Source organism: Thalassobaculum fulvum (genome assembly GCF_014652915.1).
GTDB lineage: Bacteria > Pseudomonadota > Alphaproteobacteria > Thalassobaculales > Thalassobaculaceae > Thalassobaculum_A > Thalassobaculum_A fulvum.
The window spans coordinates 120,051-133,788 of the sequence record NZ_BMZS01000003.1; the positions used below are offsets into that span (position 1 = coordinate 120,051).

The following is a 13,738-nucleotide window of genomic DNA, read 5'->3' on the forward strand; positions in this document are numbered from 1 at the left end:
GTCAGGCGGCGCAGCGCTCCAGGAAGTGGACGACCGCGTCCTCGCGGCCGGTCACGTGGTCGCCGACCGCATAGGCGACCGGGCTCGGGTGAGTGAGCGGCAGCATGTGCCCCGCCCCCTCGATCTCGCGCAGCGTGGCGTTCGGCAGCGTCCACATCAGACGCTCGACCACCCGGCGGGCGATCGGCTTGGTACGGGTGCCGGTCAGCAGCAGGGTCGGCAGCTTCAGCCGGGCCGCCGCCTCCAGCGGCGTGGTCTCACCGGTCGTGCTGGCGAAGTTCAAGGCGATGGCGGCGATCCGGCGGCACAGCATGTCGTGGGCCTGGGGGGCCATCGACTGCCAGGTGCCGCGGCCGCTCCAGTAGTCGACGAAGTGCTCCAGCGCCGGCCGGTAGTCGCCGCTGACGAGTCCCTTGGCGATCCGTTCGCCGACCGCGGCGATCTCCACGAACAGCGCGTGGTCGGAGGCGGAGCCGCCGCGCAGCAGGAAGAACGCCGCCGGTTCGATCAGGGTGAGGCTGGACAGCGCTTCCGGCGCCTGCAGGGCGGCCGCCAGCGCGACCGCGCCGCCGTAGGAGTGGCCGACCAGATGCAGCGGCTCGCCGACCCGGTCGGCCAGCGCGCGCACGATCGCCGCGTCGTCGGCCAGCCGCATCGGGCCGCGCCCGCTCCAGGCCTCGGATTCGCCGTAGCCGCGCAGGTCGGGCATGATCAGCCGATAGCCGCGACCGTTCGAGCCGCCGGCCAGCGGGCCGGCGAGCATGGCATCGGCCATCGCGCGCCACTGGTTCCCGCTGCTGCCGGTGCAGTGCAGAAGCACGACCGGCGTGCCGTCCCCGGTCTCCCGGACCGCCACCGCGGTGCCGTCGATCTGCATGGTCTTCATGGCCGGTCTCCCTGCTGGTCGGCCGCTCCGGTGGGATCCGGTCGGCCGTGTTCGGTGCAGGGAGGTTTAGGGGGCCGGTGTTTCCCGTCTGTGTCGCGCGACGGGAAAAGCGTTTCAAATGTGTTTCAGTTTCGAAAATTTCTTCGGATACGTCGGCGAGTCGGACAAATCGGGTTCGATTCCGAAATCGCTTCCTGGGCCCGTCCTACGATCCGTCGGCGGCGCCGGAGAACAGGTAGCCGGCCCCGCGCACGGTCTTGATCACCGCGGGTTTCGCGGGATCGGGCTCGATCTTGCGCCGGATCCGCGCAATCCGGATGTCGATCGAGCGATCGAAGGGTTCGAAGTCGCGGTTATGTGCGAAATCGAGCAGCTGGTCCCGGGTCAGGACCCGGTTCGGCCGCTCGGCGAACGCCCGCAGCAGGTCGAACTCCATCGCGGTCAACGGGATCTCGCGGTCGTCCGGGCCGAACAGCTTGTGGGAGTCGAGGTCGAGCCGGCAGCGTCCGAAGCGGACCTCGCGGCGGGCCGCACCGGTGGCGGCGCCGGCTTCCGCCGTTGCCCGGCCAACCCGGCGCAGGACCGCCTTCACGCGGGCCAGCAGCTCGCGCAGGTCGAACGGCTTGGTGACGTAGTCGTCGGCGCCCATCTCGATCCCGACGACGCGGTCGACGACGGCGTCGCGGGCGGTCAGCATGATGATCCCGGCACCGCTGCGGTCGCGCAGCCAGCGGGCCAGCGACAGCCCGTCCTCCCCGGGCATGGTGACGTCCAGCACCGCCAGGTCGACCCGGTCCTGTTCGACGACCTTCCGCAGGGCCGGGCCGCCGTCGGCCTTCGAGACCTTGTAGCCGTTCATCTCCAGGTACTCGGCGACGGTCTCGCGGATGTCGCGCTCGTCGTCGACCACCACGATGTGAATGCGATCGCTCATACGTCCCCCTCCCGATCGGCGCCGCGACCTCCGAGCTGGGCGACAAGCCTGCGCAGGTCGGCCGGGACCACCGGCTTCTCCAGATACGGTCGGCCGCACCGGTCCAGGAACCGCCGGATGGCCGGGCTCATCGTGTCGCCGGTGATGAAGGCCACCCGGTCGCGCAGTTCCGGATAGCGGTCCTCCAGCAGGTCGTACAGGGCCGGGCCGTCCAGGTCCGGCATCCGCACGTCGCTGAGCACGACGTCGTAGCGGCGGTAGACCAGCTTCTCCATGGCGGCTCGTCCGGAGGTCGCGACCGCGACCCGGTGGCCGGCTTCGGTGAGGACGTCGGAGACGATCTCGGCGACCTCCGGCTCGTCGTCGACCACCAGCACCGACAGCGCCGGACCGAACGCCGTCGCCGCGCCGTCGGTCCGGCGCCGGGCCGGCATGCTGTGGGCGGGGAACTGCAGGACGAAGGTCGCGCCGCCGCCGGGGGTCTCCTCCAGCGCGATGTTGCCGCCGTGCGCCTCGACGATCCGGTGGGTGATCGCCAGGCCGAGGCCGGTCCCGTGCCCGACTTCCTTGGTGGTGAAGAACGGCTCGAAGATCCGCGACGCCACCGCCTCGGGCACGCCGTTGCCGTTGTCCGAGACCTTCAGGATCACCCGGTCGGTGCGCCGGTCGTGGCTGGTCATCAGCCGCAGCCGGTGCGGACGGGCGGCGCCGGCCAGCGCGTGCTGGGCGTTGACGATCAGATTGGTCACGACCTGGTTGATCTGGTCGGGATCGGCCAGGATCGGCGGAACCAGTGGGGTCAGCTCCAGGCTGATGTCGATGTCGGCGGTCCGCAGCATGTAGCCAGTGACCTCGAGCGCGGCCTCGATGGTCGCGTTGACGTCGACCGGCCGGGTCTCGGTCGGCTGCTGGCGGGCCATCGCCAGGAAGGTGCGCACGATGCGGGCACAACGATCGGCGGCCTCGCCGATCTTGCGGGCCCGCTCCGCGGTCTTGGCGTCGGTCGCGGTCTCGCGCATCAGCAGGGCCTGGCCGACGACGACCGACAGCGGATTGTTCAGCTCGTGGCTGACCCCGGCCAGCAGCTCGCCGAGTGCGCTCAGCTTCTCGCTCTGGTGCAGGGCCTCGCGCTGGCGGGCCATCTCGGCCTCGACCCGGCGCCGCTCGGTCAGGTCGAACACGCTCGACACCACGACCTTTTCGCCCTGGTAGTCGATCAGCCGCGCCGACACGGCGGCGCTGAACTGGGAACCGTCGGTCCGCCGGAAGGTCGCCTCGAAGGCGTCGACGCCGCCCTCGCGATACAGCGTCTCGACATAGCGCTCGCGTTCCCCGGGGTCGACGAAGAAGCTGCGGGCCGACAGGTCGCCGACGATCGGGTCGCGCAGGAACAGCCGGCGCGAGGCCGGGCTCTCGTACAGGATCAGGCCGTCCTCGGCCCGGGTCATGCCGACGGTGACCGGGGCGGCCTCGAGGATCCGCCGGATCATCGCCTCGCTGTCGCGCAGCGCCAGCTCGGCGCGCTTGCGGTCGGTGATGTCGGCGCGCAACGTGACCGAGCCGCCGTCCGAGGTCCGGTGCCGGCTGATCTCGCGCCAGCTGCCGTCGATCAGCTCCAGTTCGATCGGCTTGCCGCCGACCTCGCGCAGGCGCTGCGCCACCCACGGGACCAGGGTGCGGTCGCCTTCGACGAGACGGCCGTCGAAGCGTCGCAGGTGCCTGAAGAAGGCCGGCGCGACGTCGTCCGGCGTCAGCCCGACCATGGCGTGCGGCGGGCGGTCGTAGGGCCGGGCGAAGGCGGAGTTGCAGAACAGGATGCGGTCTTCGGAATCGCTTACCACGAAGCCGTCCGGCAGGCTCTCGATGGCGTCGGTCATGAGCTGGATCAGCCGCCGGCGCTCGTTCAGCGCGGCCATGCGCTCGGAGATGTCGCGGACCTCGCCGATGACCAGCTGCGACGGGCCGGCATCGGTGGCGGAGATCGTCAGCTCGGCCGGGAAGGTGGAGCCGTCGGCGCGCATCGCCTCGACCTCCATGCGCCGGTTGCCAAGGATGAGCTCGCCGGACTCGCGGAACCGCCGCATCCCGGCAGCGTGCCGCTCGCGGTATTCCGGCGGAATGATCAGGTCGGCCAGCGGGCGGCCGAGCGCCGCGGCGCGGGGGTAGCCGAACATCCGCTCGGCGGCCGGGTTGAACTCGACGACGAGGCCGTCGCCGTCGGTCGCCAGGATCGCGTCCATGGCGCTGTTCAGCAGCGCCCGGGTGACGGCTTCGGCGGTATCGACGCGGGCGACGGCCTCGCGTTCGGCGGTGACGTCGAGCATGCAGCCGACGACGGCCATGGCGCCGCTGCCGTCGGTGTCGACGACGCGCAGGGTGTCGCGGATCCAGGCCCAGGCGCCGTCCTTGCGCCGGAACCGGTACTCGATCGTCAGCTCGCCGGCCTCGTGCACCCGGTTGATCGCCTCGAAGTAGGCGGGACGGTCGTCCGGGTGCAGCAGCGCGGTGCCGTAGCCGGGCTGGTCGGTGAACGCCGACGCCGGGTGGCCGGTCAGCCATTCGACGTTGTCGCTGATGAACCGGGTGCGCCGGCCGGTGCCGATGTCGGCGATATAGAAGACGGTCGACGTCTGGCTGACGGCGAAGTCCAGCAACGCTCGCCGGTGCGGTTCATCCATCCTGGTCGGGTCGGTCGTGGGGTGCGGCGTGGACGGCATGGCGAACGCACGTCGAGGACGCCGCGACCCGGCGCCGGGGCGGTCATGGTAGGCGGAACGCGACCCCGGCGCCATCGTTCGGCGCCTCACCTCGCGAGGCGGCGCGGGTCGACCTGCGGCCAGTCGACGACATGGGAAGCCGTCGACAGGATCTGGGTTCGGCGCAGGCCGATGTCGGCCAGCGTGCGGTCGTCGAGCTCGGCGAGCTGGCAGACCGTGCGGCGGACCCGGACGGAGCGGGCGATCGCGGCGAACGGGGAGGCGAGCAGAACGGCCAGCCGCCGCAGGGTGGCGGCGGCCTGGGCGCCGAACGACGCTTCGGTGAGAGCGGAATTGTAGACGGACATGGCGGGTCTCCTAGGGGGCGGGATCGGAGCGGTTCCGATCGTCTCGGATGCCCTATCTAGGGGGTGCCGGTTTCCATCTGATCACGGGGTTCGGCAAATCGTGTTTCAATTGTTTCAGCCGGATGCGTCGCCGACCACGCCGGCTTCCCGCAGCGCGGCGATGTCGGCCGCGGAGAGACCGAGTTCGCCCAGCACCGCGTCGCCATCCTGCCCCAGCACCGGCGGCGGGCCGGCGGCGGCCGGGCCGTCGACGTCGGCGACGAACGGCGCCCCGGTCAGGCGCATCGGCTCGTCGAAGCCCTGCGGCGGCGGCACGTCGAGCAGGATGCCCCGGTACGCGAGCTGCGGGTCGGCGACCGCCTCGGCCATGGTGTTGACCTTGGCGATCGGCACGCCGCGCTTGCCGAGGCGGGCCGCCCAGTTGGCGGCGGTGTCCTTGGCGAACGCCTCGACGATGGTGTCGCGGACCAGGGCGGCGTTGGCGCGCCGGGCGGCGGTGTCGGCGAAGCGCGGGTCCTGCATCAGGTGGCCCAGCCCCGCCTCCTCGAATATCGCCTGCGCATGGTGCTGCATGGTCGCCGACATCAGCACGAGGCCGTCGCCGGTCGGAAAGCAGTCGGCGGTCGGCAGATGGGTGGCCGAGGAGTTGCCGATCAGCCGGCCGAGCGTGCCGTCGACGGTGTACTGGCAGACCGACGGGGCCTGGATCGCCAGGGCCGAATCGAGCATCGCGAGGTCGAGGTACTGGCCTTCGCCCGTGCGCTCGCGCCGGAACAGCGCGGCGGCGACCGCGAAGGCGCCGGCCTGGCCGGTGAACAGGTCGACCGGGAAGTACCCGGTGCGGGTCGGCCCGGTGGATTCGTGGCCGTTGCTCATCATCATGCCGGAGGCCGCCTGCACCGCTCCGTCATAGGCCGCCTCGGCAGCCTTCGGCCCGGTCGAGCCGTAGCCGGTCAGTGCGCAGTACACGACCTTCGGGTTGACCGCCCGCACGGTCTCCCAGCCGAGATCGAGCCGGTCGATCACGCCGCCGCGGAAGTTGTGCACCACCACGTCGGCGGTCTTGATGAGGTCGAGCGCGATCCGCCGGCCGCGCGGGTCCTTCAGGTCGAGCGCCAAGCTGCGCTTGGAGTGGTTGAGCGCCAGGAAGGCCGAGGCCATGCCGCGATCGGCGAGCGGGCTCGGCAGCATGCGGTCGCGCATCTGGTCGCCGCCCTGCGGCGGCTCGACCTTGATCACCTCGGCGCCGAGCAGGGCCAGTTGCAGGGTCAGATAGGGCCCCGACAGGACCTGGGTGAAGTCGATCACCCGAATGCCGTCGAACGCTCGGCTCATGCGGTTGTCCTCCCTGTACGCCGCGCGGTTGATGCGCTTGGATGCAACCTAGCAAAGGAAACGCCGTTTCAAGGAGGCTGAAATGCCCGACTCCCTCGATCCGATCCCGCCGCGCCAGCCGATGCCGACGCCGACCGCGGCGGAGATCAAGGACACCGCCGAGGCGCTGACCGAGATGCTGCGGCTGCGCACCCTGCCGTTCGGCATGAAGCTGTTCGAGGACGCGGCCGAGATGGACAAGGTGCCGGGCCTGCGCAAGCCGGGGCAGGGACTTCACTTCACCACCTGCCAGCTGGTCACCCAGGTCCGCACCGCCGGCTTCACCCTCGGCGTGGTGCGCGACAACCTGCGGCCGAATGCCAGCTGCGGCGCCAATATCGGGCTGGAGCCGGTGCCGGAGGGGCTGGCCTCGGGCGAGCACATGACCGGGGTGTGGTTCGAGAACCGGGAAGCCGCCGCCGCCCATCAGGCACAGATGCCGCGGGTGCCGGCCGGGCGCTATTCCGGGCTGTGCGCCTCGCCGTTGCGCAGCGGCCGGCTGGACCCGCCGGACATCTGCCTGTTCTACGCCACGCCCGGGCAGATGATCCTGTTCGTCAACGGCCTGCAGTACCGCTCCTACAAGCGCTACGACTTCACGATCACCGGCGAGAGCGCCTGCGCCGACAGCTGGGGCAGGGCGCTCAGCACCCGCGAGACCAGCCTGTCGATCCCGTGCTATGCCGAGCGCCGCTACGGCGGGGTCGCCGACGACGAGCTGCTGATGGCCTGCCCGCCGGACGAGTTCGTGCGCGGGGTCGACGGGCTGAAGGCGCTGGCGAAGAACGGCCTGCGCTATCCGTATCCGCCCTATGGCGCGTTCGCCGATCCGGCGGCCGGCATGTCGAAGAGCTACGGGTGAAGGAAGGAATGAGACTGCGGACTGTCAAGGCGCTGCACGCCGCCCTGCGCGACGACATCGGCGATCTCGTCACCCGGCGGCCGCTGCCGGGGCCGGGCGTCGAGCAGGTCGACCCGTTCCTGTTCCTGAACCACCACGGCCCGCAGACCTATCCGCCCGGCAGCAGCGGCCTGCCGTTCGGCCCGCACCCGCACCGCGGCTTCGAGACCGTGACCTTCATCCTGGAGGGCAGCCTGGCGCACTACGACAGCGGTGGCCACGAGAGCGTCATCGAGGCCGGCGGCGTGCAGTGGATGACTGCCGGCAGCGGGCTGGTGCACGCCGAGGTCTCGCCGGAAGCATTCAAGCGGGCCGGCGGGCCGATGGAGATCCTGCAGCTCTGGGTCAACCTGCCGGCGCGCCTGAAGATGACGGCGCCGGCCTATACCGGGCTGCAGCGCGCCGACATCCCGACGCTGAGCCGCGACGACGGCCGGGTGACGGTCAACCTGATCGCCGGCGAGCTTGAGGGCGAGGCCGGGGCGATGCGCTCGCTGACCGGCGTGTTCATGAGCACCGTCGAACTGCAGGCCGGCGGCCGGATCGCGATGCCGGCGCCGGCCCGGCGCAGCGTGTTCCTGTACGTGGTGCGCGGCGAGCTGCGGGTCGGCGGCACTGCTGTCGAGGGTTTCCGGCTGGTCGAGCTGAACGACGACGGCGATGCGGTCGGGATCGAGGCGACGAGCGACGCCGTCGTCCTGTTCGGCCACGCCGACCCGATCGGGGAGCCGGTGGTGGCGCACGGCCCGTTCGTCATGACGACGCGCGAGGAGATCGTCCAGGCGATCCGAGACTATCAGGCCGGCAAGTTCGGGTAGCGAGGCTGTCGTCGTGCCCGTCGGGGTCCCGGCTCTCCACCCGGAGCAAGTCCGGGCTACGGCCGGGATGAGGGTTGTGGGAATCTCCTCATCCCGGCCGGACCCCGGCCTTGAGCCGGGGGTAGAGCCGGGACCCACGCCCGGACCTCAGGCGCTTGCGTTCAACAGCCCCCGTACCGCCTCGTGCAGCCCGGCGCTGGCCGAGGCGACGATGGCGCCTTCGCTGTGCAGAGTGAGGGCGCTGCCGTCCCAGGCCGAGATCTCGCCGCCGGCGCCCTGGATCACCGGCACCAGGGCGCAGATGTCGAACGGGTCGAGGTTCGGACCGTTGATGGTGACGTCGATGGCGCCGCGCGCCAGCGAGGCGTAGCCGAGGCAGCCGGTGTCCCAGACGTTCCAGCGGGTCGCGGTGCGCAGGCGCTGCATGCCCGGGTCGTGCGACGGGCCGAACGAGTCCGGGTTGCAGATGCCGGCGATGCACTCGGCGATTTCGGTCCTGCCGCTGGTGCGGATCGCCCGGCCGTTCAGCCAGCAGCCGTCTCCCGAGATGCCCAGGGTCCGCTCGCCGGTCAGTGGCTGCTCGATGATGCCGAGCTCGGGCTTCTGGTTGCGGCACAGCGCGATCAGCACCCCGAACCCCGGCAGGCCGGCGGCGAACTGCTTGGTGCCGTCGATCGGGTCGAGCACCCAGACGAACTCGTGCTCGAGGCCCACGGACGGGAACTCCTCGCCCATGATGCCGTGGTCCGGCGCCTCGCGGGCCAGGATCTCGCGCAGGGCCTTCTCGACCGCCTTGTCGATGGCGGTCACGGGGCTGCCGTCGGCCTTGATGTCCATGGCCAGCCGGTCGCGGCCGTCGCGGACGATACCGCGGGCGGTGTCGGCCAGATGCTCGGCGAGCTGCCGGAAGTCGCTTGTCGCGGTCATGCCCGGGCGTCCTCCAGGATCATGTCGGAACCCTTCTCGCCGATCATGATGGCGGCGGCGTTGGTGTTGCCGGAGACCAGGGTCGGCATGATCGAGGCGTCGACCACCCGCAGCCCGGGCACGCCGTGCACCCGCAGCCGGTCGTCGACCACCGCCATGGGGTCGGTCGGCGGCCCCATCTTGGCGGTGCCGACGATATGGTACAGGGTCTGGCCGGTCTGCCGGGCATAGGCTTCGAAATCGGCGTCGGTCCGGCAGTCCGGGCCCGGCGTCATCTCGAAGGCGCGGTACGGGTCGAGCGGGGCGGCCTCGGCGATGCGGCGACCGATCTTCATGCCTTCGACGATGGCGGCCACGTCGATCGGGTCGGCCATGAAGTTGCCGCGGATCGCCGGCGGGGTCGCCGGGTCGGCCGACTTGATGTGGATGCTGCCCTTGGATTCCGAGCGCAGCGGGCAGACCGCCAGGGTCATGCCCGGTTCCTTCTCGAGCTTGCGGGTGGCGGCATCGGCATAGCTGGCGTGCGCCAGGTGGAACTGCACGTCGGGCGTCTCCAGCTCCGGCCGGGTCTTCACGAAGCCGAAGATCGCCCCGGCGCCGTAGCTGAGGATGCCCTGGCCGGTGATGAACCAGCGGATCGCCTCCTTCACCATGTTCGGGCCGCGGGTCAGCTCGTTCAGGGTGATCGGCTTGGTGATGCGCCAGCGCATCCGGGTGCCGTAGTGGTCGCGGTAGTTCTCGCCGACCCCGGGCAGGGCGTGGCGGACCTCGATGCCGTGGCGCTGCAGGACGGCGGGGTCGCCGATGCCGGACAGCTCCAGCAGCTGCGGCGATTGCACGGCGCCGGCCGCCAGGATCACCTCGCGCCCGGCCCGGGCCTCGCGGCGCTCGCCGCGCACGGTGTAGGCGACGCCGGCGGCGCGCCTGCCGTCGAACAGCAGCCCGGTGGCGAACGCCTCGGTCTCGACCCGCAGGTTGGCGCGGCCCATGGCCGGGTGCAGGAACGCCTTGGCGGTGCTGACCCGGCGGCCGTTGCGGGCGGTCATCTGGTAGTAGCCGAAGCCCTCCTGGTCGCCGTTGTTGTAGTCGGCGTTGCGCGGGAAACCCTCGGCCTCGGCGGCATCGACGAAGGCGTCCAGCAGCTCGTGGTGCTCGGTGGTCTCGGTGACGCCCAGCGGCCCGTCGGTGCCGCGGCTGTCGTCGCCGCCGTTGGTGTAGGTCTCCGACCGCTTGAAGTAGGGCAGGACCTGCTCGTACGACCAGCCGCGGTTGCCGAGCTGGCTCCAGGTGTCGTAGTCGAGCGGCTGGCCGCGCACGTAAAGCACGCCGTTGATCGCGCTCGACCCGCCGAGCGTCTTGCCGCGCGGGGTGGCGATCGCCCGGTTGCCGGTACCTTCCTCCGGCTCGGTGACGAAGCCCCAGTTGTAGGTCTTGCTGGTCAGCAGCTTGTAGAAGCCGACCGGCATCGGGATCCAGAAGCTGCTGTCGCGCGGCCCGGCCTCCAGCAGCAGCACCTTGTGCCGCCCGTCAGCGCTCAGCCGGTTCGCCAGCACGCAGCCGGCCGACCCGGCGCCGACGATGATGTAGTCCCACTCGGCAGCCATCGATGCGCCTTTCTCGTTCCCGTCTCGTGGTCATTGCACGGGGTAGGCCCCCATGCCTCATCCCAGACAAGCGAAGTGCGATCCGGGACCCATCGACGCGCACGTCGTGGTCCCGGATCGATCCCACCGGTCCGGCGCGTTCGTCCGGGATGAGGGCAATGGACGGTCGTCCTTGCCTGGCGGGAGTTTAGCGGATGTGGGCGGGCGGGGAAGCCGGATCGGCCGGCGCCCCGGCGCGCTGCCGGCTCTGCCAGTCCGGCGCGATCCACACCGGCAGGTTTGCGGGGGCGAGCGGCTGCCGGCCGAGGATGTGGTCGGAGGCCTTCTCGCCGACCATGATGGTCGGCGCGTTCAGGTTGCCGTTGGTGATGGTCGGGAAGATCGAGCTGTCGACCACCCGCAGCCCTTCCACGCCGATCACCCGCAGTTGCGGGTCGACCACCGCCTGCGGGTCGTCGTCGGCGCCCATGCGGCAGGTGCCGCTCGGGTGGTAGGCGCTCTCGACGTTGGCCCGCACCCAGGCGTCGACCTCGGCGTCCTCGGCGATCGCGGCACCCGGCTGGATCTCATCGCCGCGATACGGGCCCATGGCCGGCTGGGCCATGATCTCGCGGGTGATGGCGATCACCCGGCGCCAGTCCTCGATGTCGCGCCGGTCGGTCAGGTAGTTGAACAGGATCGACGGCGTGTCGGTCGGGGCCGGCCCGCCGATCTGCACCCGGCCGCGGCTGCGCGGCTTGTTCGGGCCGACATGGACCTGGAAGCCGTGGCCGGCGAACGCCGCATTGCCGTCGTAGCGCATGGCGCCCGGCAGGAAGTGGTACTGGATGTCCGGCCACTCGACCCCGGCCTGCGAACGCACGAAGGCGCAGGACTCGAAGTGGTTGGTGGCGCCGAGGCCGTCCTTGAACAGGAGCCAGCGGGCGCCGATCAGGGCCTTGCGCCACAGGCTGAGCTCGGCGTTCAGGGTGATCGGCCGGGTGCATCGGAACTGGAAGTAGACCTCCAGGTGGTCCATCAGGTTGCCGCCGACCCCGGGCCGGTCGGACACCACCTCGATGCCGTGGTCCCGCAGCAGGGCAGCCGGGCCGATGCCGGAGCGCTGCAGGATGGTCGGCGACCCGATCGGGCCGGCCGACACGATCACCTCACGCCGCGCCGTCGCCCGCCGGATCTGGCCGCCGACCTCGTACTCGACCCCGGTCACGCGCCGGCCTTCGGCGGTCAGCCGGCGGGTGAGGGCGTGGGTCTCAAGGTGCAGGTTCGGGCGCTTGAGCGCCGGCTTCAGGTAGGCGTTGGCGGTCGACCAGCGCACGCCGTTCTTCACGGTCATGTGCATGGCGCCGAAGCCTTCCTGGCGCTCGCCGTTGTAGTCGACGGTGGCGCCGTAGCCGGCCTGCACGCCGGCCTCGACGAACGCCTGGTACAGCGGGTTGCGCATGCCGTTGCCGTTGTTGGTGGCGAGCGGCCCGTCGCCGCCGCGGTAGGCGTCGCCGCCGCCGATCCAGGTCTCGGCGCGCTTGAAGTAGGGCAGGACGTGGCGGCCGCCCCAGCCGGTGGCGCCGGCGGCCTCCCACTCGTCGAAGTCGCGGGCGTGGCCGCGCACGTAGACCATGCCGTTTATCGAGGACGACCCGCCGATCACCTTGCCGCGCGGGCAGTGCATGCGGCGGCCGTCGAGCCCCGGCTCCGGCTCGCTCTCGAAGAACCAGTTGAACCGCTTCATGTTCATCGGGATCGACAGCGCGGTCGGCATCTGGATGAAGATCGAGCGGTCGCTGCCGCCGGCCTCCAGGACCAGGACGCTGTTGCGGCCGTCGGCGCTCAATCGGTCCGCCAGCACGCAGCCGGCCGAGCCGGCGCCCACGATCACGTAGTCGAACTCGCGCTTTTCCATGGGCCGGGGATGCCACGGCAACGGGACCGAGGCAAGGGCGGGCGGCCGGCAGAGGCGGCCGCGTCACCCCGTCGTGTCGAACTCCAGCCCGGAGACCAGATGGCTCACGGTCTCGCCGTCGTCCGACAGCGGCAGGATCACCCGCTCGATCCGGTAGGTGATCTCGCGGTCGGTCCAGAAGCTGTGTTCGGACACGTAGGGCTGCCTGGTCTCCAGGCAGGTCGTGTAGTCGTGCAGGACGGCGGCCCGCCGGTCGCCGAACTCGATCTCGTCGAGATACCGGCCGGTGTAGTCGCTGCCGTACATCTCGACCACCGTGGTGCCGGCGACCCGGACCTTGAGCCGGCCGGTACCGGGCTCGACGTCCATCAGGATCAGGTTCGGCAGCAGGCGGGGGATGTCGATCGGGTCGAAGTCGGCGCGCGATGGCATCCGCCGGCCGCCGCGCTGTTTGTTCCAATAGGCGTACAGGGCCTGCAGTCGCGGGCTCGCGATGGTCGGGCGGGCGCGCGGGCTGCAGGTCATGTCTGGGCGCCTCCGTTCGACGCGATCATCTGGCCGTTGATGAAGCCGCCGGAATCCGAGCACAGGAACGCGGTCAGGGCGGCGATGTCCTCGGGCGTGCCGAGCCGGCCGACCGGGATGCGGTCCTTCTGCGACCGGATATGCGCGGTCATCGCGGCGTCGGCGTGCGCGGTGTCGATCGGGCCCGGCGAGATCGCGTTGGTGGTCACGCCCTTGGGGCCGAGTTCCTTGGCCAGCGATTTGGTCAGCCCCCACAGCCCGTGCTTCGCCACCGACACCGGCGCGCGGCCGCTGTAGCCGTGCATCGCGTTCATACCGGTCAGGTTGACGATCCGGCCCCAGCCGGCTTCCACCATCCCGGGGCCGAAGGCGCGGACCGTGTAGAACGCGCTGTGCAGGTCGGTGTCGATCACCCGGTGCCAGTCCTCGTCAGACATCTCCAGGGTCGGCTTCTCGGGGCGGATCGCGGCGTTGTTGACGACGATCTGGACCCGGTCGAAGGCATCGAGTGCCGCTCGGGCCATCCCGGCGACCGCGTCGGAGCGGCCGACGTCGCCCATGACCACCAGGGCGCGCTGGCCGAGGCCCTCGATCTCCCGCGCGACCTCCTCGCAGGCGGCGGTGTCGGCCCGTCCGTTCACCACCACGTCGCAGCCGTTCCGCGCCAGGGCGAGCGCGATGGCGCGGCCGATGTTGCGGCCGGCTCCGGAGACGAAGGCTGTGCGCGATGCGGTCATGGATTCCACCCCGGTTTCAGACTTTCGACACAAGTTAGAGCGATCCGCTCCGCTGTCCAAGTCACCGGCTG

The 13,738-nt window shown here is 70.9% G+C and carries 12 protein-coding genes; 2 read left to right on the forward strand and 10 right to left on the reverse strand.

The window, feature by feature from the left end:
• Position 1 precedes the first annotated feature (1 nt).
• The 5 genes from IE246_RS06895 to IE246_RS06915 form a co-directional block, all read right to left on the reverse strand.
• Entirely contained in the window at positions 2-886 is an 885-nt protein-coding gene (locus IE246_RS06895; RefSeq protein ID WP_189988232.1) for an alpha/beta fold hydrolase, read from the reverse strand.
• 205 nt (positions 887-1,091) lie between these two features.
• Positions 1,092-1,820 carry a response regulator gene (locus IE246_RS06900; RefSeq protein ID WP_189988233.1) on the reverse strand — a complete coding sequence of 243 codons (729 nt, stop codon included), beginning with the start codon at positions 1,818-1,820 and terminating at the stop codon, positions 1,092-1,094.
• Positions 1,817-4,498 (reverse strand): PAS domain S-box protein, encoded by a 2,682-nt coding sequence (locus tag IE246_RS06905; RefSeq protein ID WP_189988234.1) that lies wholly within the window; start codon positions 4,496-4,498, stop codon positions 1,817-1,819. The genes IE246_RS06900 and IE246_RS06905 overlap by 4 nt, the downstream gene beginning before the upstream one ends.
• Positions 4,499-4,623: 125 nt before the next feature.
• Positions 4,624-4,884: a DUF1127 domain-containing protein gene (locus tag IE246_RS06910; RefSeq protein WP_189988235.1), complete on the reverse strand. Its 261-nt coding sequence runs from the start codon at positions 4,882-4,884 to the stop codon at positions 4,624-4,626.
• 114 nt (positions 4,885-4,998) lie between these two features.
• Positions 4,999-6,219 (reverse strand): CaiB/BaiF CoA transferase family protein, encoded by a 1,221-nt coding sequence (locus IE246_RS06915; protein ID WP_189988236.1) that lies wholly within the window; start codon positions 6,217-6,219, stop codon positions 4,999-5,001.
• Between the two features lie 82 nt (positions 6,220-6,301).
• On the opposite strand from IE246_RS06915, the gene IE246_RS06920 reads away from it, so the two are divergent.
• Positions 6,302-7,120, forward strand: coding sequence for a DUF169 domain-containing protein (locus tag IE246_RS06920; protein ID WP_189988237.1), 819 nt, complete (start codon positions 6,302-6,304; stop codon positions 7,118-7,120).
• Positions 7,121-7,128: 8 nt separating this feature from the next.
• Positions 7,129-7,977 (forward strand): pirin family protein, encoded by an 849-nt coding sequence (locus tag IE246_RS06925; protein ID WP_189988238.1) that lies wholly within the window; start codon positions 7,129-7,131, stop codon positions 7,975-7,977.
• A 147-nt stretch (positions 7,978-8,124) separates the two neighbouring features.
• Here the strand turns inward: IE246_RS06925 and IE246_RS06930 are convergent, their stop codons facing one another.
• The 5 genes from IE246_RS06930 to IE246_RS06950 all read right to left on the reverse strand — a co-directional run bounded on the left by IE246_RS06930 (position 8,125) and on the right by IE246_RS06950 (position 13,667).
• Positions 8,125-8,904: an inositol monophosphatase family protein gene (locus tag IE246_RS06930; protein ID WP_189988239.1), complete on the reverse strand. Its 780-nt coding sequence runs from the start codon at positions 8,902-8,904 to the stop codon at positions 8,125-8,127.
• A complete protein-coding gene (locus tag IE246_RS06935; protein ID WP_189988240.1) occupies positions 8,901-10,508 on the reverse strand; it encodes a GMC family oxidoreductase in 1,608 nt (535 codons plus the stop codon). The genes IE246_RS06930 and IE246_RS06935 overlap by 4 nt, the downstream gene beginning before the upstream one ends.
• Before the next feature lie 187 nt (positions 10,509-10,695).
• Positions 10,696-12,405, reverse strand: a complete 1,710-nt coding sequence (gene betA, locus IE246_RS06940) for a choline dehydrogenase (protein WP_189988241.1) — start codon at positions 12,403-12,405, stop codon at positions 10,696-10,698.
• A 63-nt stretch (positions 12,406-12,468) separates the two neighbouring features.
• Complete coding sequence (locus tag IE246_RS06945) at positions 12,469-12,930, reverse strand: PAS domain-containing protein (RefSeq protein WP_189988242.1); 462 nt, start codon at positions 12,928-12,930, stop codon at positions 12,469-12,471.
• A complete protein-coding gene (locus tag IE246_RS06950) occupies positions 12,927-13,667 on the reverse strand; it encodes an SDR family NAD(P)-dependent oxidoreductase (RefSeq protein WP_189988243.1) in 741 nt (246 codons plus the stop codon). Before IE246_RS06950 ends, IE246_RS06945 begins: the two co-directional genes overlap by 4 nt.
• Positions 13,668-13,738 lie beyond the last annotated feature (71 nt).